The organism is Pyxidicoccus caerfyrddinensis (assembly GCF_010894405.1).
GTDB classification, from domain to species: Bacteria; Myxococcota; Myxococcia; order Myxococcales; family Myxococcaceae; genus Myxococcus; species Myxococcus caerfyrddinensis.
In genome coordinates this window covers 132,518-153,590 of sequence record NZ_JAAIYA010000031.1, presented here as the reverse complement: position 1 = coordinate 153,590, position 21,073 = coordinate 132,518, and the positions used below count along the sequence as shown (strand labels likewise).

18 protein-coding genes are annotated in these 21,073 nt (G+C 70.0%); 3 read left to right on the top strand and 15 right to left on the bottom strand.

Features of this window, described 5'->3' with window-relative positions:
- Window positions 1–3: 3 nt before the first annotated feature.
- The 5 genes from G4D86_RS45390 to G4D86_RS45370 form a co-directional block, all read right to left on the bottom strand.
- Complete coding sequence (locus G4D86_RS45390; protein WP_164001449.1) at window positions 4–1,011, bottom strand: glycosyltransferase family 4 protein; 1,008 nt, start codon at window positions 1,009–1,011, stop codon at window positions 4–6.
- On the bottom strand, window positions 1,008–2,291 hold the full coding sequence (locus G4D86_RS45385; protein ID WP_164001447.1) for a 3-deoxy-D-manno-octulosonic acid transferase: 1,284 nt from the start codon (window positions 2,289–2,291) through the stop codon (window positions 1,008–1,010). The genes G4D86_RS45390 and G4D86_RS45385 overlap by 4 nt, the downstream gene beginning before the upstream one ends.
- A 21-nt stretch (window positions 2,292–2,312) precedes the next feature.
- Window positions 2,313–3,482 (bottom strand): PHP domain-containing protein, encoded by a 1,170-nt coding sequence (locus G4D86_RS45380; protein ID WP_205520360.1) that lies wholly within the window; start codon window positions 3,480–3,482, stop codon window positions 2,313–2,315.
- 110 nt (window positions 3,483–3,592) lie between these two features.
- Window positions 3,593–5,377 (bottom strand): ABC transporter ATP-binding protein, encoded by a 1,785-nt coding sequence (locus G4D86_RS45375; protein ID WP_164001445.1) that lies wholly within the window; start codon window positions 5,375–5,377, stop codon window positions 3,593–3,595.
- Between the two features lie 2 nt (window positions 5,378–5,379).
- A complete protein-coding gene (locus G4D86_RS45370) occupies window positions 5,380–7,263 on the bottom strand; it encodes a DUF4388 domain-containing protein (protein ID WP_164001443.1) in 1,884 nt (627 codons plus the stop codon).
- A gap of 58 nt (window positions 7,264–7,321) precedes the next feature.
- Here G4D86_RS45370 and lpxB point away from each other — a divergent pair, with 58 nt between their 5' ends.
- Genes lpxB through G4D86_RS45355 form a run of 3 tightly spaced genes read left to right on the top strand, consistent with a single transcriptional unit; the run spans window position 7,322 to window position 9,839 of the window.
- On the top strand, window positions 7,322–8,473 hold the full coding sequence (gene lpxB, locus G4D86_RS45365) for a lipid-A-disaccharide synthase (RefSeq protein WP_164001441.1): 1,152 nt from the start codon (window positions 7,322–7,324) through the stop codon (window positions 8,471–8,473).
- 18 nt (window positions 8,474–8,491) lie between these two features.
- Complete coding sequence (locus tag G4D86_RS45360; RefSeq protein ID WP_164001440.1) at window positions 8,492–9,196, top strand: polyprenol monophosphomannose synthase; 705 nt, start codon at window positions 8,492–8,494, stop codon at window positions 9,194–9,196.
- A 16-nt stretch (window positions 9,197–9,212) separates the two neighbouring features.
- Window positions 9,213–9,839, top strand: coding sequence for a MarC family protein (locus tag G4D86_RS45355; protein ID WP_164001437.1), 627 nt, complete (start codon window positions 9,213–9,215; stop codon window positions 9,837–9,839).
- Here G4D86_RS45355 and G4D86_RS45350 read toward each other — a convergent pair.
- The 10 genes from G4D86_RS45350 to G4D86_RS45305 all read right to left on the bottom strand — a co-directional run bounded on the left by G4D86_RS45350 (window position 9,832) and on the right by G4D86_RS45305 (window position 21,065).
- The gene (locus G4D86_RS45350; RefSeq protein ID WP_164001435.1) at window positions 9,832–10,302 is read right to left on the bottom strand and encodes a hypothetical protein; all 471 of its coding nucleotides are present in this window, start codon (window positions 10,300–10,302) and stop codon (window positions 9,832–9,834) included. The two genes, G4D86_RS45355 and G4D86_RS45350, sit on opposite strands and share 8 nt — an antisense overlap.
- A 26-nt stretch (window positions 10,303–10,328) precedes the next feature.
- Complete coding sequence (locus tag G4D86_RS45345; protein WP_164001484.1) at window positions 10,329–11,351, bottom strand: OmpA family protein; 1,023 nt, start codon at window positions 11,349–11,351, stop codon at window positions 10,329–10,331.
- A gap of 226 nt (window positions 11,352–11,577) precedes the next feature.
- Window positions 11,578–12,381: an LpxI family protein gene (locus tag G4D86_RS45340; protein WP_164001482.1), complete on the bottom strand. Its 804-nt coding sequence runs from the start codon at window positions 12,379–12,381 to the stop codon at window positions 11,578–11,580.
- 29 nt (window positions 12,382–12,410) lie between these two features.
- The gene (gene lpxA, locus G4D86_RS45335; protein WP_164001432.1) at window positions 12,411–13,187 is read right to left on the bottom strand and encodes an acyl-ACP--UDP-N-acetylglucosamine O-acyltransferase; all 777 of its coding nucleotides are present in this window, start codon (window positions 13,185–13,187) and stop codon (window positions 12,411–12,413) included.
- Window positions 13,188–13,216: 29 nt separating this feature from the next.
- Window positions 13,217–13,678 (bottom strand): 3-hydroxyacyl-ACP dehydratase FabZ, encoded by a 462-nt coding sequence (gene fabZ, locus G4D86_RS45330; protein ID WP_164001430.1) that lies wholly within the window; start codon window positions 13,676–13,678, stop codon window positions 13,217–13,219.
- Complete coding sequence (lpxD, locus tag G4D86_RS45325) at window positions 13,678–14,742, bottom strand: UDP-3-O-(3-hydroxymyristoyl)glucosamine N-acyltransferase (RefSeq protein ID WP_164001428.1); 1,065 nt, start codon at window positions 14,740–14,742, stop codon at window positions 13,678–13,680. Before lpxD ends, fabZ begins: the two co-directional genes overlap by 1 nt.
- An 11-nt stretch (window positions 14,743–14,753) precedes the next feature.
- Window positions 14,754–15,326, bottom strand: coding sequence for an OmpH/Skp family outer membrane protein (locus tag G4D86_RS45320; RefSeq protein ID WP_164001426.1), 573 nt, complete (start codon window positions 15,324–15,326; stop codon window positions 14,754–14,756).
- A 108-nt stretch (window positions 15,327–15,434) separates the two neighbouring features.
- Complete coding sequence (gene bamA, locus G4D86_RS45315; RefSeq protein ID WP_240360841.1) at window positions 15,435–17,927, bottom strand: outer membrane protein assembly factor BamA; 2,493 nt, start codon at window positions 17,925–17,927, stop codon at window positions 15,435–15,437.
- A gap of 76 nt (window positions 17,928–18,003) precedes the next feature.
- The gene (locus G4D86_RS45310; RefSeq protein ID WP_164001421.1) at window positions 18,004–18,678 is read right to left on the bottom strand and encodes an ABC transporter ATP-binding protein; all 675 of its coding nucleotides are present in this window, start codon (window positions 18,676–18,678) and stop codon (window positions 18,004–18,006) included.
- A 2-nt stretch (window positions 18,679–18,680) separates the two neighbouring features.
- A complete protein-coding gene (locus tag G4D86_RS45305; protein WP_164001419.1) occupies window positions 18,681–21,065 on the bottom strand; it encodes an FtsX-like permease family protein in 2,385 nt (794 codons plus the stop codon).
- Window positions 21,066–21,073 lie beyond the last annotated feature (8 nt).

The following is a 21,073-nucleotide window of genomic DNA, read 5'->3' as shown; positions in this document are numbered from 1 at the left end:
CGCTCAGCGCTCCACCAGCGCGCGGTACAGGTCTCCCAGCGCCCGCGCCTCGTGCTCCACTCCACACCGGCGGCGTGCCTCCTCGGCCGCGTTGCGCCCCACCTCTCTCGCGCGCTCCGGCTCCCGCATCAGCAAGGCCAGCAACTCTCGCAGCGCCTTCACGTCGCCGGGCTCGAAGAAGAAGCCCGTGCGCCCGTGCTCGATGAGCGTGTCCAGGTACGGCAGCTTCGACGCCACCACGCAGCACCCGGAGGCCATCGCCTCCACGTGCACCAGCGAATAGCCCTCCGCGTAGGAGGGGTGCACCAGCACGCTCAGCCCCTGGTACCAGGGCTCGATGACCGACTGTTCTCCCGCCAGTGACACCCGGTCCTCGATGCCGGCCCTCAGCCCGTTCACCCAGTCCAGGTCCGCGCCCTTCGCCAACCCCACGAGCACCGCCTGCCACTCCGGGTGCTCCGAGAGTAGCGGGCGCACTGCATCGAGGAAGTCGCCCTGCCCCTTCTCCTTCCGGATGCGGCCGATGACGCCCACTCCGTAGCGCCCGCCCATGCCGAGGCGACGCCACGCCTCGTCCCGGTCCACAGGCGGGTGGAAGCGCGTCAGGTCAATGCCATGCGAGATGACCGTCGAGGGCAGCGCGATGACGTCCGCCACCTGCCGCGTCAGCGAGACGAGCGCATCCGCGCCCCTCGCGATGAAGCGCGTGAAGCCGCTCGGCGCCATGGAGGTGTGCCTCGTGAAGACGAGCCGCACCTGACGCCCCAGCAGCTTCAGCACCATGCCCGCCAGCAGCTCGTTGTTCCGGTGCGCGTGCCACACCACCGGCTCCGTGCGCGCGCGACGGAGCAGCTCGGGCCAGGTGATTCTCGGCAGGCCGTCACTCAGGCCGGAGCCGATGACCCGTGTCTCCGAGCCCGTGTCTCGCGTGAGCGCGGGCACCACCGACTCCACGTGGCGCGTCACCCCCGTGTACCGCTTGTGGAAGTGCGGATGGACGATGAGCGTCATCGCGGGTCCGGCCTCCCATGGGGAAAGAGCGTCGTCATCGCCTCCGCGTTCCTCTCACTGGCCCCGGAGATTCGCCGCACCGTCGCCTGTGCCTGCTCGCCCAGGCTCGCGAGTTGCTCGGGCGAGGCGAGCCACTCCGCCAGCGTCGCTTGCAGCGCCTCACCGTCCTGCACCTGCACACCGCCGTGGCCCGTCAGCAGATCCACGCTGTCCCGGAAGTTGTCCATGTGCGGTCCGTACAGCACCGGCTTCCCCTGCCCAGCCGGCTCCAGGATGTTCTGCCCGCCCCGCTTCGTGAACGAGCCTCCCACGAACACCACCGTCGCCAGCCGGTACGCCCTCGACAGCTCGCCAATCGTGTCCAGCACCACCACCTGCCCGCGCTCGGGATTGCCTTGCGAGCGCAGCCCCACGCTCAGGCCCTTCTCGCGCGTCAGCGCCACGATGCGCGCCGCCCGGTCCACGTACCTCGGCGCAATCACCAGCCGCAGGTCCGGCCACCGCTCCAGCAGCCTCCGGTACACCCCGAGCAGCACCTCTTCTTCGCCCTCGTGCGTGCTGCCGGCAATCCAGACGCGGGCGCCCGGCTCCAGGCCCAGTGCTCCCCGCAGCGTCTCGTCCTCTTGCGCGAGGCCTCCCGCCAGCGAGTCGAACTTCGTGTTGCCCGTCACCCGCACCCACTCCGGCCGCGCTCCGAGGCTCCTCGCGCGCTCGGCCTCTTCCTCCTGCCGCATCAGCATCAGGTCCAGGTCGTGCAGCGGGTTGCCGATGAGCCCGAACAGGCGGCGGTACTTCCCCAGGTTCTTCGGAGAGAAACGCCCGTTCGTCATCACCACCCGCGCCCCGCCTCGCTTCGCCGCGCGGATGAGGTTGGGCCAGATCTCCGTGTACTCCAGCACGAGCACGTCCGGACGGATGGCCCGCACCGCTCGGCGCGTCGCGCCCCAAAGGTCGTAGGGCACGTACACCACCCCGTCGATGTCCTTCGCCAGCCGGCCCTTCGCCATCGCGTAGCCGCTGTCCGTCATCGTCGACAGGATGAGCTGACAGCCGGGGAAGCGTGCCCGCAGGGGAGCGAACATCGGGGACAGGGCGAGCAGGTCTCCCGCGCTGGCGCCATGCAGCCACAACACCGGGCCCTCGCCGCGCGGGGGCAGACTGCCGGGGCCGTAGAAGCCCAGCCGCTCCTTCAGCCCATGACGCGTCTTCCGGTGCAGCAAGAGCACCGGGAACAGGAGCGCGAAGAGCACGTAGCTGGCGAGGATGTACAGGAGGCGCATGGGCGGCTCCCGCGCCCTCTATCAGATGCCCGGCCCGCGCGGCAGCACGCGGACGGGGCTGGGGACAATCCAGGGCCGCCACTCCGTCCCGAAAAAGCGCCCCGGCGCACGGGCCCACACCTCCACCTGCACCACGCCCTCCCCCGTCAGCTCCACGGACCTGCCGTCCGGACGGAGCCGGCCGTCGCCCCAGACCTCCACCCGCACCGTGCCCTCCTCCGGGCTGCCGGGCACGCGCACCTGCAGCACGTCGCCCACCCGGGCCTCGCGACGCTCCGGGTCCATTCCCTCCAGCGCGAAGCCCGCGGGCTCCCCCAGCGCTCGGAAGGCACACAGCGCCCGGCCGCTTCCGAGCGCCCGTGTCACCAGGAGCGCGGCCTGGGACGCGTCCTTCGGCAGGGGTGACGGCACCTGCTCCGGAAGCAGGTACATGGCCATGGATTCGAAGACCGCCTCGTACGAGGGCAGCCCGTGGGCGTCATGGGCGCAGAAGGCGATTCGTGGTCGCTCACGCGACAGTTCCAGGAAGCGCGCTCCCGGCTCGGGCTCCGGTGTGGCGAGCAGCATCACCCCGTGCCCCGGGTTGCCCAGGTACGCGCCCACCGCGGGCAGCAGGCGCCTCACCGGATTGCTCACTGCCTGACGGAAGAAGGTGTCCGCCGAGTACAGCTCGAAGCCCGGGGCCTCTCGCGCGCTTGCGTCGTCCTTCCAGGGATTGCGCTGCTGCACCGGGTGCGCGAGCACGGCCGTGCCTCCCGCCGCGGCCACTGCCTTCACCGCGTCTCCGGGCGGCATCCACTGGCGCACGCCCTCCAGTGGGCGCTCCATGCCGAACGCGGCCAGGTGCCCCGAGGAGGTGGAGATCTCCACTCCCGGCACCAGCAGCACTCCGTCCACCCAGGCCGGTGCGGGTGGCTTGAAGTCGTTGTGGTCGGTGAGCACCACGAAGTCCAGGCCGGCCTCCCTCGCGGCGCGGGCCACCTCCCCTGGCGAGCCCCTTCCGTCAGAGCGGGTGGTGTGCACGTGGTACGCGCCGCGCACCCACCTGGGGGCCCCTTCATTCGACGGCACCACCGGGTAGCTCGCGAACGAGGCTGGCAGCGCGAAGATGCCCGCGATTCCGAGCAGCAGAAGCATGAGGCCCAGCACCGCCCGGAGCCCCTTCGCCACCGCTGTCCGGACCCGGCTCATGCCGCACCTCGCTCAGGGAGGCCGCACGCACGCCCCGGCCTGCACCGTACTCCGCTCGGGCCACCACTCCGCCCGAATTTCATGAATGCCAACTCAGCCCGGCCGCGACTTCACGCCGCGCCCTTCTCCATAGGGCCATGTGTCTGCATCTGCCACAGGGATGCATAACGCCCACCCTTCTGGAGCAGCTCCGCGTGCGTGCCGCGCTCCACCACGCGACCCGCCTCCATCACGTGGAGCACATCCGCGTTCACCACCGTGGACAGCCGGTGCGCAATCACCAGCGCCGTGCGCCCCGGCAGCACCGCCGCCAGCGCGGCCTGCACCTCGCGCTCGCTCTCCGGGTCCAGGCTGCTCGTCGCCTCGTCCAGCACCAGCACCGGGGCTCGCGCCAGCACCGCCCGGGCGATGCACAGCCGCTGACGCTGCCCGCCGCTCAGCGTCACCCCGCGCTCGCCGATGCGCGTGTCGTAGCCCTCCGGCAGCGCTCGGATGAACCCGTCCGCGTGCGCCACCTTCGCCGCCGCCTCCACCTCTTCCCTCGTGGCGTCCGGCCTCGCGTAGCGCAGGTTGTCCAGCACCGTGCCGTGGAAGAGCAGCGGCTCCTGCGTCACCAGGGCGAACTGCTCTCGCACGCTCGCCGCCGTGTAGCGGTCCGCGTCCACGCCATCCAACAGCAGCTGGCCTTTCTGCGGCCGCTCGAAGCGCAGCAGCATCGACGTCACCGTGCTCTTGCCTCCGCCGCTGCCTCCCACCAGCGCCGTCACCTGCCCCGCCTTCAGCTCCAGCGTCAGGCCGTCCAGCGCGCGGCGCTCCCCGTAGGAGAAGCGCACGCCCTCCAGCACGATGCTCCGCGACAGCGTCGGCGCCGGCACCGCGTCCGGCGCGTCCTCCACCGGGTGCGTCATGTCCAGCAGCGCGAAGAGGCGCTCTCCCGCCGCTCCCGCCTGCACCGCGAACTGCGTCACCCGGCCCAGCTCCTTCACCGGCTGGTACACCAGGATGACCGCCGTCAGCAGCGACAGCAGTGCCTCGGGCGGCATCAGCCGCACGCTCGCCGCGTACGCCAGCGCGCCCGCCAGCGCCGCCGCCGCCAGCACCTCCATCAGCCCCGGCACCGCGCCTCGCGCCCAGGCCGCGCTCACCACCGCCTTCTCGTGCGCCTCCGCGTGCGCCGCGAAGCGGGCCAATTCCGCCTCCTGGCCGTTGAAGGCCTGGATGGTCCGCAGCCCGCCCAGCCCCTCGTGAAGCTGCCCCGCCAGGTTGCCGAGCTGCGTCTGCCCCTCGCGCGTGCCCTTCAGCACCTTGCGCATCAGCCGCGACGCCGGCAGTGCCGCCAGCGGCACCACCAGCAGCATCACCCCGCCCAGCAGCGGACTCATGGACAGCGCCACACCGGTCAGGATGATGGCCTGCAAGCTGTCCCGGATGTAGGCGCCCACCGTGTACATGGCCGCCGCTTCCACCGCGTTCACGTCCGAGGAGAAGCGGCTGAGCAGATCTCCCGTGCGCTGCTTCGCGAGCTGCGACGGTGACAGCGAGGTGAGACGCAGGAACAGGTCGCGCCGCAAGTCGCGCACCACCCGCTGCGCGAACAGCCCCATGAAGTAGAACTGCCCCAGGTACCCCACGCCCTTCGCCGCGCCCACCACCACCATCAACACCGGGAAGCCCCACAGCGCCGCGTCGCGCGGCAGGTCCGCCAGCCAGGGCACCCGCTGCGCGCTCGCGAAGCCCTCCTGCCCTCCCGAGAGCAGGAAGCGCAGCGCCGGCCCCGTCAGGTACGCGTACGCACCCATCGCCAGCGCCACCGCCGCCGAGCCCACGAAGGCCAGCACGAGCACACCGACATGCGGGCGCGCGTAGCGCAGCAACCGCAACAGCACAGGAAACATCGCTAGCGGCCCACCTTGCGCAGCGCCGCCTTGGCGAGCTGCGAATAGGGGTTGTACTCCAGCACCTTGAGCAGCTTCTTGCGCGCCAGCGGCGCATCACCCAGGTCCGTGTCGATGATGGCCGCGATGATGTGCAGCCGCTCCACGTACGGCCCCAGGGACAGTGCCTTCTTCAGCACCTTCTGCGCCTTCTGCGCCCGCACCAGCAACGCCCCCGGAGCCGCCAGGTACGTCGCCCAGGCCAGCCAGGCGTAGTACTCCGGCTCGTTGGGGTTGGCGTCCACCGACTCCTCGAAGGCGCGCATCGCCGTGGGGAAGTCGCGGCGCTTGAGCGCGGCCTCGCCCCGCCGCAGCGCAATCTCCGCCTCCACCACCACCGCCGTGTTGCGCCCCACGTCCAGCCGGCTGAAGAGGTATTGGAGATATGCCTTGCGCTTCTCCTCCACGCTCAGCACCCGGTAGGAGGCCGACAGCTTCTCCTGCACCGACTCCAGCAGGTCTCGCAGGTCCAGGATGTCGAACTCGGCATACGTGTCCGGGTGAAAGCGCATCGCCGTCTCGTGGTACGCGCGCTCCACCGCCTCCGTGTCCGCGGCGATGTCCAGCCCCAGACTGCCGAAGTAGCTACGGGTGATGATGCGCACCGCCTCCTCGCGCAGGGACGCCGCCGTCTCCGGCGGGAGCGCCTTGCGCTTGCGCGGGGCAATGCGGTCCGGCAGCACCGCGTTGGACAGCACGTCCGTGCCCGTGGCCACCGGCGTCGGGGAGAACGTCACCCCGCCCGTCAGCTTGAGGAACCAGAGCAGCGACACCGCCGTGCTCAGTTCCCCTCGCCCGTGCGCGAGCAGGTCGCGCAGCACGATGCGGCCGTTGACCTGCATGGCAATCTTCAGGTCGTCCGTGTCCAGCGCCATCGCCTGCAAGTCACGGCCGAACTCGGACGAGCGCACCGGGTACTCGCCCAGGTTCGCGCGCAGCGAGGCCGCCATCACCTTCAGCGGGAAGCAGCGCCGCGCGCCCGCCAGCACCGGCGCCAGGGGCGGCACCTCCACCGAGGCCACCTCGGTGGTGAACTCGTCGCCCGAGTAGAAGGCATAGCGCCCCTCGCGCATGCCCAGCACCCGCTCCAGCCTGTCTCGCGTGTAATCGCGTAGCAGCTGCAACAGCTCTTCACCCGCCGCCTCCACGCCCGCGTCCGCCAGCGCCGCGCCGATGCGCAGGCCCGAGGCCAGCGACTCCACCACCCGCTCCGCCTGCTGCGCGGTGAGCACCTTGCGGTCCACCAGGAAGCGCGGCAGCGAGTCCGCCTTCGACGAGGAGTCGTAGCTCACCGCCGCGCCGCGCAGGAAGAACACGCGCCGGCTCAAGTCCCGGTGCGCCACCACCAGCACGCCGTCGCGGCGCAGCCGGTAGAGCGAGTGCAGCAGCCCCGGCAGCGGGTAGCCCTTCAAGTCACCCGAGTTCACCGCGGGCTTGGACAGCGTGGCCGCCAGGCCGGTGAGCGGCACGGCTTGCGCCGCGCGCACCAGGGCCTCCAGCTTGGGCACCAGTTCGCCCGGCTTGAGCGGGTCCGCGATGTACGCGTTCACCTTGAGGTCCAGCACCGCCGCCACACCGCGCGCCCGGCCCAGGTGGCCCTTGTCGATGGCGACGATGGGGACCCGCGCGCCCTGGCTGTGAGCCCGGATGAGGTGCACCACGTGCGCACCTTCCACACGCGGCAGGTCCACCGCCAGCACCACCACCGCCGGGTTGTCCGCCGCGAAGTGCTCCATCGCCGTCACCGCGTCATTCACCGCGCGCACGGTGTACCCGGCCTGGGAGAGCAGGCCCTTCAGGTGCTCGAGCGTGGGGGGATGGCTCTCGGCGAGCAGAAGCGTCTTCAAGGCTGCCTCACTCTACACCTTCACCCGCTCCCGCATCAGGTACGATGCGCCCCCCCTCATGACGCCCCCGCCCCGCATCCTCGTCGTGGCCGGCGAGGCCTCCGGTGACACCCACGCCGCAGAGCTCGTCGCCGCCCTCCAGGCCCGCCGTCCGGACCTCACCTTCTTCGGCATGGGCGGCTCCCGCCTGGCCGCTCGGGGGGTGGAGCTGCTCTTCGACGCCCGCGAAGTGTCCGTCATGGGCATCACCGAGGTGCTCCCCCGCATCCCCCGCATCCTCCAGATCCTCAAGGGGCTGGCCAACGCCGCCGCCGAGCGCCGCCCCGACGTCGCCATCCTGGTGGACATCCCCGACTTCAACCTGCGACTGGCGGAGAAGCTCAAGGCGCTGGGAGTCCCTGTCGCCTACTACGTGTCGCCGATGATCTGGGCCTGGCGTCGCGGGCGCGTGCGCACCATCAAACGCCTGGTGGACCGGATGCTCTGCATCCTCCCGTTCGAGGAGGCCTTCTACCAGGAGGCCGGTGTGAGCGCCCGCTATGTGGGCAGCCCCGTGGTGGAGCAGGTCCCCGCCCCCGACAGCCCTGCTGCCTTTCGCGAGCGGCTGGGCCTGCGGAAGGACGCCCCCACGCTCGCGCTGCTGCCCGGCAGCCGGATGAGTGAAATCCGACGCCTGCTGCCCACCATGGTGGACGCGGCGAAGCAGCTCGCCGCCGAGCGCCCCGGGCTCCAGGTCGTCGTCCCGGTGGCCCCCACCATTCCCCGCGAAGAGGTGACGTCCCGCTTCGAGGGCAGCGGCCTGTCCCCCATCCTCATTGAGGGACGGGCCCCGGAGGTGGTGGGCGCCAGCGATGCGGCCGTGGTGGCCTCGGGGACGGCCGTGCTGGAAGCCGGGCTGATGCAACGTCCACTGGTGGTCGTCTACCGCGTGTCGCTCATCACCTACTGGGTGGGACGGCTGATGCTGAAGGTGGCCTTCGTCTCGCTGGTGAATCTATTGGCCGGCCGGAAGGTGGTGCCGGAGCTGCTCCAGGGGGACATGACACCCGAGCGCATCGCCGACGAGGTCCGCCGGGTGTGGACGCCGGGCGCCCCCCGAGAGGAGATGCTGCGGGGGCTGGCGGAGATGCGCGGCCGGCTGGGCGAGACCGGGGCCGCCACCCGGGCCGCGGAAGCCGTACTAGAGCTGCTGCCCCCGCGCCCCGTTTAGGGTATGTCCGGCCGGGTCATGAACCCTGCCCTGGTCTGCATCCCCACGTACAACGAGCGGGAAAACATCGAGGCCATCGTCCAGGCGGTGCTGAAGGCCGACGCCCGCGTGGACATCCTCGTCGTCGACGACAACTCGCCCGACGGCACCGGGCAGCTCGCCGACGCGCTCGCCGCGAAGGACTCGCGCGTGCGGGTGCTGCACCGCGAGAAGAAGGAGGGCCTGGGCCGCGCGTACCTCGCCGCCTTCCGCTGGGCCCTGGCCGAGGGCTACACGTACATCCTGGAGATGGACGCGGACTTCAGCCATGACCCGCGCTACCTGCCGGGCTTCATCGACGCGGCCCAGGCCGGCGCGGACCTGGTGCTGGGCTCGCGCTACGTGACGGGCGGCGGCACGGTGAACTGGGGCGTGGGCCGGCAGATCATCAGCCGCGGCGGCAGCCTCTACGCCCGCACGATTCTGGGCGTGGGCATCCGAGACCTCACCGGCGGCTTCAAGTGCTTCCACCGCCGGGTGCTGGAGGCCATCGACCTGGATGCGGTGAAGAGCACCGGGTACTCGTTCCAGATTGAATTGACCTACCGCACCCTGAAGAAGGGCTTCACCGTGCGAGAGATTCCCATCGTCTTCGAGGACCGCCGCGTCGGGCACTCGAAGATGAACAAGAAGATCTTCGCCGAGGCCCTCACCATGGTGTGGAAGCTACGGCTCAAGGTGTAGCCCCGAAAGGCGTGCCATGACGGGCTACGTGTCGCTGTTCCTGGTGTCGCTGTCGGCGGTCTTCTTCGTCGTGGACCCCGTGGGCGTCGTGCCGCTGTTCCTGGCGATGACGGCCGGGGACTCGCAGGAGAAGGTGCGCCGCACGGCGATGCGCGCGTGCCTGGTGGCGTGCGGAATGATGCTGTTCTTCGCCCTCTTCGGCGGCGTCATCTTCAAGGTGTTCGGCGTGTCGCTGGGCGCCTTCCGCGTGGCCGGCGGAATCCTGCTGCTCATCACCGCGCTGGACATGCTCCGCGCCCGCCCGTCCGAGACGCGCACCACCCCCACCGAGGAGCAGGAGGGCGTGGTGAAGGAGGACGTGGCCATCGTCCCGCTGGCCATTCCACTGCTGTCCGGCCCCGGCGCCATCGCCACCGCCATGGTGCTGATGGCCAAAGGCGACTCGCTGACCTCCGCGATCCCGGTGCTGGCCGCCATCGTGCTGACGTTCGTGGCCAGCTACTACATCCTCCGCGCGTCCGGGATGATTCAGCGCGTGCTGCGCCAGTCCGGCGTCGCGATTGTGGAGCGTGTCATGGGCCTCATCCTCGCGGCCATCGCGGTGCAGTTCATCGCGGACGGCGGCAAGGAATTGCTCAGATAGGACCGGGGGCCGCCACCCAGGCGGGGCCCTCGCGCTTCACCTTGCCCTGCGGCGTGCCCTCCAGGGCGAGCTCATCGGGGCCCGCGCGGCGCGCGTCGTACGCGTAGCCGTCCTGCACCTCCTGCAGATACACCACGACGGCGTCGAGCACGTTCTCCTGCACGACCTTGAAGGTGGCGTCGCCGCACAGGGGCTCGTCTCCCTCGAAGAAGCGCTCCAGCATCGACTCCTCGGGGCGGCGCACGAAGACGACCACCGGCGTGGGCTCCTCGCGGCCCTCGGAGGCCAGCTCGCGCACCAGCTGCGCCGGCGCCGGCTCCTTCAGCACCGACTGGAGGAGCTGGCACTTCTCCGCCTCCCCCTCGTGCCTCACCGCGAGGCGCGCCTGATTGTGTGCGCAGCCCGTGCTGCCCAGCAGTCCCAGCCCCAGTGCTGCCCAGGCCATCCGGTGGAATCGGCTCATCCGTCGTCTCCTCAAGTCGCTCACCGTCACAACTTCCGCCACCGTGGGGGGTACGGCGCCTGCTGGAGCGTCGGATCCTCTACGGCGATGATGTACTCGGCGCGGCGGTTGCCCACCTCCGCCGTCTCGTCAGGCGTCGCCACCGCGAGCGACTGCTCGCCAAAGCCCTCGAAGAACACCGGAACCTTCAGGCCCCGCTTCCGGAAGTACGTAGCCAGGCTCTTCGCCCGCTTGAGCGACAGCTCGCGGTTGTCCGCCGTCGCGCCCACCGTGTCGGTGTGGCCCAGCACGTACAGCCGCAGCGCCGCGAAGCGCCCGTACTTCGACAGCGCGTCCGCGATGAGCGAGTGGCTCCTGCCCAGCTTGCTCCGCTCGGCCGCCGGCACGTCCGCGCTGCCCGAGGCGAAGTTCACCTCCTCGTGCGGGATGTCCACCTGCCACGGGAACAAATCCAGCCCCGTGTAGAACTCGGACGTGTCGAAGGCCCGGAGCGAAATCTTCATCACCCGGCCCTCTTCCGCGGGCCAGGTCAGCTCCAGCGGCGTGCCCGCGGGCTCGCCCTTGAAGGACACGTCGCCCATGTAGGCCTTCTTGCCGGTGTCCATCAGCACCGTCAGCTCCACGCGCGCGGCCGGCCGGCTCAGCGTGAAGCGCAGCTTGCGCCCCGCGACGTCCACGTCCTCCTTGCGGACGTCCAGCTTCAGCGGGCCGTTCAGCTCCGTGTCGAAGGACAGCGGCAGGGTGCCGGCCTCCGCGTCCGGGAAGCGCACCACCAATTCGCCCTCGTAGTGGAAGCGCCCCTCCGGCTGCTCCAGTTCAATCCGCCGGGTGATGCCGGGCTTGCCGCCGCCCTTGAGGTTCAGCTCCTTGCCGTCGCTGCGCTTGAGCTTCACCTCGAAGCCGGCGATGGGCTCCTCGATGTGGACGAGCAGCGTGGGCAGCTTCTCCCCCAGCGCGGCACGGCCCTCCAGCGAGACGCGGATGGCGTCCGCCAGCGCGGGCAGCGGCGAGCACAGGGCCACACAGAGCAGCAGCAGGCGGGGGTTCATCACGCGGCGTCGACCTCCGGCGTCACGAGCAGCGGGCCCAACAACGGCCCGGTTGGGTGGATTCCTCCGCGGCAGGCTAGGACGAGGCTCCTCTGGGGGAAACGCTCCCGACACGGGACGTTTGAGGTGCGACGGTATTCAGCACGTCAGGGCCATCCGGTGAAACAGCCAGGGAGGCGAGCCCCTCCTGGCCCGTCAACCCCCAGGCCGGCCGCCCGCGCGCCGCTCAGGGCACGCCGACAATGGTGATTCCCGCGGACTCGGCCCCGGCGAAGAGGGCGGGTGCGTCCAGCAGCACCGTGCGCCCTACCTCGAGCGCCAGCACCTTCGCGCCCACTTCCTTCATCACGTCCAGCGTGCGGGGGCCCACCGCCGGCAGGTCGAAGCGCAAATCCTGCTGCGGCTTGCAGCGCTTCACCACCACCGCGCCGCCACCGCCCAGCTTCCCGCCCCGGCGGATGGTCTCATCGGTGCCCTCCACCGCCTCCAGCGCGAGCACGTGGCCGTTGTGCACCACCACCGTCTGGCCCACGTCCGCCTGGCCCAGCAGCACCGCCACCTCGCGCCCCAGCGCCACGTCCTTCTCCTGCGCAGGGTGAAGCTTCGGCCCCGCCAGGTGCCCCTCGGGGCACAGCACCTCGCCGAGGAAGTCCGTGGGGGCGATGATGGTGACGCCGCGCGCCTCGAAGTCCGCGGCCACCGCGCGCAGGAGCGAGTCGTCCCGGAAGCTGCGCAGCTTGGAGATGATGCGCACCGCGCCCAGGTCCGGCCGGGCCTCCGCCAGCGCCCGCACCCGGCCGATGCCGCCCGCCATGGCCGCCTGCTTCACGCCGGCCTCGCGGAAGGCCTTCTGGATGCGGTCCACCTGCCCCACGCGCACCCAGGTGAACTGCGCCACTTCCGAGGCCAGCGCCGGGTCCGTCTCCCCCCGGTGCGCCACGGCCACCACCTCCAGGCCCCGCGCACGCGCCGCGCGCGCGAAGAGGAAGGGCAGCCGGCCGTTGCCCGCGATGAGGCCGATGCGCTCCACCGCCGACGCTCCTTCCATGGCCGGAGGCACTAGCGCGTCAGGCCGCGCTTGCTCTGCAGGACGAAGTCGATGAGGTGGTCCACCTCGGGATGGCCCCCCAGCTCCGCGCGCAGCCGGGCCAGCGCGTCCTGCAGCCCCAGCTTCGAGCGGAACAGGATGCGGTGGGCCTCCTTGATGCGCTCGATCTGCTCCTTGGAGTGGCCGCTGCGCTCCAGGCCCACCGTGTTCAGCCCGACCAGCTCCGCCCGGTCTCCCTGCGCCGTGGCGTAGGGCGGGATGTCCATGGTCACCATGGCGCCGCCGGAGATGAAGGCGTGCTTGCCCAGCCGGGTGAACTGGTGCACCGCCGCGAGGCCACTGATGATGACGTGGTCCTCCATCGTCACGTGCCCCGCCAGCGCGGAGCCGTTGCCGATGCGGCAGCCGTTGCCCACGACGCAGTCGTGCGCCACGTGGCTGTTGGCCATGAAGAGGTTGCCGCTGCCGATGCGCGTGGCACCGCCGCCGCCCGCCGTGCCCTTGTGCAGGGTGACGAACTCGCGGACCTGGTTGTCGTCCCCGAGGACGAGCTCGGTGTCCTCGCCCGCGTACTTCAAGTCCTGCGGGTCCGCGCCGATGGAGGTGAACTGGAAGATGCGGTTGCGCGCGCCCAGCGTCGTGCGGCCCTCGATGACGACGTGCGAGGCCACCCGCGTGCCCTCGCCGAGCGTCACCTGGGGACCGATGACCGTGTAGGGCCCGACCTCCACCGACTCATGAAGGCGGGCGCCGGGATGGACCACCGCGGTGGGATGAACCTGAGCCATGACCTCTCCTATTGCTCGCGCGGCCGCGGTCAGGACGCCGCGCTCTCGTCCGCCTTGGCGTTCTTGTCCACGACGGTGGCCAGGAACTCGCCCTCGGCGACCCTCACGCCCTCCACCGTCGCCGTGCCCTTCGTCTTCCACACCGAGCCCTTGTGGCGGACCACTTCAATCGCGAGCTGCAGCCTGTCGCCAGGCAGCACCGGCTTGCGGAAGCGCGCGCCGTCCACGCCCATCAGGTAGGTGAGCTTCTTGTTCGGGTCCATGCCCTCGCTCTTGTAGGCGAGGATGGCCATGGCCTGCGCCAGCGCCTCCAGGATGAGCACCCCCGGCATGACTGGCTGGCCGGGGAAGTGGCCGTTGAAGAAGGGCTCGTTGATGGTGACGTTCTTGTACGCCGTCAGCTTCTGACCGGGGATGATCTCCAGCACCCGGTCGATGAGGAGGAACGGGTACCGGTGCGGCAGCAGGTTCTGGATCTCTTGGATGTCCATCACTCCCCCTTCTCCTTCTCGAGCGTCTCCACCCTGCGGCGCAGGGCGCGCACTTCCTTGAGCAGGTCCGCCACCTGTCCCGCCGCGGCGCTGGCCCTCAGCCAGTCGCGGTGGGGCACGGCCGGACTGCCGCTCACCACCTGTCCGTCCTCCACGTCGTGCGCCACGCCGGACTGGGCGCCGACCTTGGCCAGGTCACCCACGCGGATGTGGCCCACCACGCCCACCTGCCCGGCCAGCACCACGCCGGTGCCAATCTCCGCCGAGCCGGACACGCCGGCCTGCGCGCAGATGAGCGACAGCGGGCCCACCTTCACGTTGTGGGCAATCTGCACCAGGTTGTCGAGCTTCGTGCCGCGGCCCACCACCGTCTCACCCACCGTCGCGCGGTCGATGCACGTGCAGGCCCCGACTTCGACGTCGTCCTCGATGCGGACGATGCCCACCTGGGGAATCTTGAAGTGCTCCGGGCCTTCGGCCCCTTCCGGGTTGAAGGCGAAGCCGAAGCCGTCCGCGCCCACCACGCTGGAGGCGTGGAGGATGACGCGCGCGCCGAGGATGCAGCGCTCGCGCACCGTGACGTTGGGGTACAGGATGCAGTCGTCCCCCACGCCTGCGTGCTCGCCCACGTAGGCGCCGGGGTACAGCACCGTGCGCGCGCCCACGGAGGCGCCGCGGTCCACGGAGGCGCCGGGCAGCACCACGGCCTCCGGGTGGACGGTGGCTTCCGGGTGCACCCACGCGCCGGGACGCACGCCCGGGGACGGACGCGAGGGCGGGTGGAACAGGGCCAGGAGCTTCGCGTAGGCCAGGTGCGGGTTGGGCACGCGCACCAGCGCCACCCCGTCGCGGGGCGGCGTGTCGGTGCCCACCAGGACGGCGGAGGCGCGAGAGGCCTCGAACTGCCGCCGGTAGCGGAGGTTGCCGTAGAAGGACACGTCCCCCGGGCCCGCTTCCTCGAGCCCGTTGAGTCCGTGGATGAGCTGCTCGGGGTCGCCGAGGAGCTCACCGCCCACGTGGGCGGCAAGCTCCCCGAGCCGTCGGGGGGTCGAGGGGGTCTGCACGGGGGAACCGACTACTTCTTCGGAGCGTCCTTGGTCGGCGCGTCCTTCGGCGCCGAGGCGGCGGGCTTCTTCGCCGCGTTGTACGCGCGGATGACCTCGTTGGAGATGTCGTGCTGCGAGCGGGCGAAGACGAGGCCCGAGTCGCGCTTCTCCAGGACGAAGGACAGGTCGTCACGCTCGGCGATGCCGGCGATGACCTGGTCGATCTTCCCGACGATGGGCTCCATCTCCTGCCGCTCCTTGTTGGCGGCCTCGGCCCGGCTCTTCTCCCACTTCTGCGCGAGCACCATCACCTTGCGCTGGAGCTCCCCCTCCTTCTGCGCCTTGGTGTCGGGGCTCATGGCGCTGGCCTGCTTGTCCAGCACCTCCTTCTCCTTGCGCAGGGCGTCCTGCTCCCGGTCGATTTCCTTCTGGCGCTCATCCAGCCACTTCTGGAGGCGGGACTTGGCGGCCTTGCCGTCATCCACCTCGAGCAGGACGCGCTGAAGGTCCACGAAGGCGATCTTCTGCTCGGCGGAAGCAGCCACCGGCAGGGCGAGCGAAACGACGGCGGCCGCGGCCGCGAGGGTGGTGCGAAGCGACATGTTCAACAGCTCCTAGGGAAGGTTACAGGCTCCGACGGCAGGCCCCCGGGCTTGTTCAATCCCCCCCTTGCGGGGGGTGGAGCCGGGAAAACGCGGAGCAAGGGCTTATCAGAAGAAGTTGCCGATAGTGAACTCGAACAGGATGCGGTCGTCTTCCGGCCGCCTGGTGAGCGGGATACCCCACTCGAAGCGCAGGGGGCCAATGGGCGAGAACCAGCGGAAGCCGAAGCCCGCGGAGTGGAAGAGGCCGAGCGGCAGCTTGTCCTGCTTGTCCTGGAAGAAGCGCTCCGTCGTCGCGAAGGCGTTGCCCGCGTCGTAGAAGAGCACGCCGCGCAGGCCGGCCTTCTCGAAGATGGGGAACTCCAGCTCGAAGTTGAAGATGATCTGCTTGTTGCCGCCCACCAGGAAGTCCGTGACGGTGGCGTCCGGGTTGGCGGAGCGGGGCACCTTCACCGAGGGGCTGATGCTGCGCAGGTAGTAGCCACGGACGCTGTTGATGCCGCCGACGTAGAAGAGCTCGGAGATGGGCAGCGGCTTGTCCTGGTCCAGCTGCTGGATGTAGCCGATGGTGGCGTTGGTCTTGAAGACGAAGCCCAGCGGCATGGGGAAGTACAGGCGCGAGTACGCGGTGTACCGGTTGAAGAGGAACGTGCCGCCCAGGAAGCTGGGGGCCGTCTCCACCGAGCCGTAGTGGATGAAGCCGCGCGAGGGGAACAGGCGGTTGTCGCGCCGGTCGAACGACAGCGACAGGCGCAGCGCGCTGGTGACGCCGGACAGGAACTGGTTGGCCAGCAGCACCGCGCCCAGGTTCTGCCCCGCCTCCACGTTCACCCACTCGCGCGAGTAGCCGACGGTGCCCAGCAGGTCGTCGATGAACTGGTAGCCGATGGAGGCGCTGCCACCGGTGGAGTTGCGGATGAAGCCCTCGTAGTCCGCCTGGACACGGAAGAACTCCGCGGACAGCAGGTAGTTCGTGTCCAGGAAGTACGGGTCATAGAAGGACAGCTGCACCAGCGAGCGCAGGCCCGAAATCTGGGCGGACGCGGAGACGCTCTGGCCCCAGCCCAGGAAGTTGTTCTGGGAGATCTGCGCCGTGAAGATGAAGTTCTCCACGTTGGAGAAGCCGAGGCCCACCTGGAAGGTGCCGGTGGCCTTCTCCTTCACCTCCACCTGGAGGACGATGGTGTCGTCCTGGCTGCCGGGGCGCTGGGTGATTTCCACCGTCTCGAAGAAGCCCAGGGCGGTGACACGCTCGCGGCTGCGGCGCACGCCGGTGCCGCTGTACAGCTCGCCCTCGTAGATGCGCAGCTCGCGGCGGATGACCTTGTCGCGGGTCTTGCTGTTGCCCACGACTTCGATGCGCTCGACGGTGACCTGGGGGCCCTTCTGCACGTCGAAGGTCAGGTCGACCGTCTTGTTGTCCGCGTTGACGCTGGTGATGGGGTTGATGTTCGCGTAGGCGTAGCCACGGTCGTAGTAGACGTCCGAGACGGAGACGATGTCCTGCGACAGCTGGGTGCGGTTGAAGCGCGCGCCCGGGCGCGAGTGCATCAGCGACGCCATCGTCTCCTTGGACACGTCGGGGAGCACGTCGCCGGAGAAGTCGATCTTCCCGATGTCGTAGGCCTCGCCCTCGGTGACGCGGATGGTGATGTAGATGAAGCGCTTGTCCGCGGAGAGCTGGACGGTGGGCTTGTCCACCCGGACGTTGATGAAGCCGCGGTCGAAGTAGGCGAACTGGATGACCTGGAGGTCGCGCTCGAAGGCTTCCTGGCGGTAGGTGCCCTCGCCGGTGAAGAAGGAGAAGAAGCCACCCTCGCGGGTGATCATCGTCTCCTTGAGCACATCCGCGGGGACCTTCTCCGCGCCGAGGAAGGTGATCTGCTTCACCATCACCTTGGCGCGCTCGTTGGTCACGAAGACGACATCCACGGTGCCGGGGCTGTCCGGCACGGGCTTGATCTGGTGGGTGACCTCGGCGAGGAAGTAGCCCTTCTCCACGTACTTCGCCTGGATCTTGGCGACGCTGGAGCGCACCGTCTCCATGTCCAGGATGGTGTTGGGCTTGACCTCGATGTCCTCCTTCAGGTCCTCCTGGCTCAGCTCCTCGTTGCCCTGCAGCTGCACGAGCCGGATGACGGGCCGCTCCTCGACGCGGACGACGTAGGCCACGCCCTTCGGCAGCCGCTGGACCAGCAGCTCCACGTTCTGGAAGTAGCCCAGGGCCCAGACCGCGCGCAGGTCCTGCGCGGTGTTGGCGGGCAGCAGGGGCTGGCCCTCCTTGGTGCGCAGGGCGCGGCGGATGGCCTCGGCCTCCACGCGCTTGTTGCCCTCGACGCGAATCTCCACCACCCGGTTGTCGTCATCCGCGGAGACGGGAGCGTCCTCGGGAGGAGCGGCTTCGGGGGCCGGAGCCGCCTCCGCGGGGCCCGCGTCATTGGGCTCCAGGGAGAGGGCAGAGGGAGAGGTCACCGCCGGAACAGGCGCGGGAGCGGGCACACCTCCATCCACCTGGGCCCGGACGCGTCCGGGCACGAGGGAGAAGAGGACGACCGCCAGCAGCGGGAGCAGTGACTTGCGCGACAGAACGGGGAGCCTCAAGGGGAGACCGGCCAGGAAAAGGCGGGGCAATGTACGGGAAGGGGCGCGAGTCCCTCAATCCAAAAGCAACGAGTCATCACGCCTCCGACACCTCGCCCCCGGCCAGCCTCAGACGGCGGGGCATGGAGCGGGCAAGCGTCTCGTTGTGGGTGACCACCACGGCGGTGATGCCCAGATCCCGGTTGACCTCCCGGAGGAGCTGGTGGATGCCCTCGCCGGTGGCCGGGTCCAGGTTGCCGGTCGGCTCGTCGGCGAGCAGGACGGCGGGCTTGAGCACCAGGGCGCGGGCCAGGGCCACGCGCTGGGCCTCACCACCGGACAATTCGCCGGGGCGGTGGTCCACGCGCTGGCCCAGCCCCACCCGCTCCAGCAGCTCGCGGGCGTAGGTATAGGCCCCGGTGCGCTCCCGGCGCTGGATGAGGGCGGGCATGGCCACGTTCTCCAGGGCGGTGAACTCCGGAAGGAGGAAGTGGCTCTGGAAGACGAAGCCGATGGTGCGGTTGCGGAACTCGGCGATCTCCGCGTCATTCATGGAGAAGACGGAGCGGCCGTCGAAGAGCACCTCGCCGGCGGCCGGGGCGTCCAGGGTGCCCAGCACGTGGAGGAAGGTGCTCTTCCCCGCGCCGGACGCGCCAATCAGCGAGACGAGCGAGCCCTTCTCGATGTCCAGCGACACGCCGCGCAGCACGTCGATGCGCTTGCCATGCAGGAAGTAGCTCTTGAAGACATTGCGGATGGACAACAGCGCCATGGCTACTCCGCCTTGAGGCCTTCCACCGGCTCCACGCTGCTGGCCTTGAGGGCCGGGTAGATGGAGGCGAGGTAGGTGACGAGCACCGCGATGACGACGGCCAGCGCGGTCTGCACGGGCTCGATGCGCACCGGCAGCGCGGGAATGTAATAGACCTCCGGGTCCAGCTTGATGCCCACCTTCTCGATGAAGACGCACCAGGCAAGTCCGGAGAAGAGGCCCAGCAGGCCCCCCGCCACGCCAATCTGCAGCCCTTCCGCGAGGAAGATCTTCACGATGCCGCCGTCCGAGACGCCGAGCGCCTTGAGGACGGAGATCTCCTTGCGCTTCTCCAGCACCAACATGATGACGGTGGCGACGATGAGGCCGGCGGCCACGACGATGATGATGGACAAGATGATGCCCATCACCAGCTTCTCCAGGCGCAGCGCGGAGAAGAGGTTCTTGTTCATCTCTCCCCAGTCGCGTGCCCGGTAGGGATAGCCGCCCAGCACCTTCACCACCTGCCCGGCGATGCGGCGCGCGTCGTCGATGTCCGCGACCTTCAGTTCGATGCCGGAGGCGCCCTGGACCTCGAAGAAGTTCTGCGCCTCCTTGAGCAGGATGTAGACGAACTTGGAGTCGTACTCGTACATGCCCGAGTAGAAGATGCCCGCGACGCGGAAGGCGCGGCTCTTCGGAATCGGCCCGGACGGGCCCAGCTCCGTGCCGAGCGGGGACACCACGTTCACCCGGTCTCCCACCACCACGCGAAGGGAGGCAGCCAGCTCGCGGCCGACGATGATGCCCGGCAGCACCGCGGGCTTCGTGGCCTTGCCGGAGCGGCGGATGATGTCGTCCCCGGCGCCGGGTTCCGGGGAGGCCGCGTCGTCCTCCTCGGGGAGGCCGCGGTTGAGGATCTTCTCGGGCGTGTAGAGAATCTCGAGCTTGCCGCCGCCGAGGAGGTAGCTCGGCAGGTCCGTCACCGAGCCCACCGTCTGCGGGTCGATGCCCTTGATGATGACGCCGTCGACGTTGCCCTCGGAGGCAATCATCACCTGGTTGATGATGAAGGGCGTCTGGCCCACCACGCCGGGCACCCGGCCGATGGACTCCATGACTTTCGGGTACTCGGGAAGCTCGCCCGCGTACTTGGACACCACCGCGTGCGCGTTGGTGCCGAGAATCTTCTGCTGCAGGTCGGCCTCGAAGCCGCTCATCACCGACAGGACGATGATGAGCGCCATGACGCCCACGCCGACGCCGCCCACGGACAGCGCGGTCATCATCATGGTGGGCGACTGCTCGCGCAGCTTCAGCCGGTTGAGGTCCAGGGCCGCGGCCAGCGGGTCCGCCAGGCCGAGTGCGCGGATGCGGGTGCGCTCCACGGCCGCTTCCGCCGAGCGGATGATGAAGTAGATGAGCAGCGGCGGGATGATGCCGAACATCAGCACCGCCAGCGTGCCCAGCAGCAGCGACGGGCGGAACACCGCCACGTGGCGGCGCGCGACGAACAGCTCGAAGCCCAGCTTCAGGTCCACCCGGCCGCTGCCGGCGGCGATGAAGCCGGTGTTGATGCCCAGCACCAGCGCCAGCACCAGCGCGGTGAAGACCAGCCAGTACGCCAGCTCCGGGCGGCCGAGCAGGCCCGCCACGTACGTCACCTCGCGCAGTCGGTAGCCGAGCGACAGCTGCAGCGAGGGCACCCGCTCCATCAGCGTGAGGACGATGGGGATGGGCAGGCCGAGGTAGAGGACGCCGATGGTGGCCTCGGGCAGCGACAGCCGCTGCGCGCGCGAGGCGCCGATGAAGCCGGAGACGAAGGCCACCGTGCACGCCACCACCAGGGAGATGGCGAAGGCCCCGGTGGGCGGCAGCGACAGGCCACCGCCGACGTTCTGCGCCGAGCCGCCCAGTTCCGTGGACGGCACGCCGCTGGAGAGCACCGTCTGGAGGAGGATGAGGGCCACCTCCGCCAGGAGGATGCCGCCGCCGTAGGCGCCGAGCGTGCTCCAGTAGAAGTCCCGGTAGCGCGCCAGGCGCGGGTACAGCGGGGCGCCCGCGGCCGGGCTGGCCCCCTCGCCGGGGCCGGTGGCGCGGCGGATGCCGGCGGCGATGAGCCCCCAGCCCGCCAGCCAGGCGAGCGTGCCGGACAGCAGCATGCCGGTGCTGCCCTGCGCGCCGGCCCCGCCCATGGCGGACTGGGCGGGCACGAGCACGGCGGCGTTGAACACCTGGAGCACCCCACCCCACCCGACGAGGGACAGCCCCAGGGCGGCGCTCACCTCCGCCCAGGCCTCCGACGCGGAGATGGCCAGCCCGAGCAGGATGAAGCCCACCAGGGCCACGAGGGCCCCGGTCCAGATGAAGGTCCAGCGATGGACGGTACGCCGTTCGGCCGAGTGCACGAGGCCTC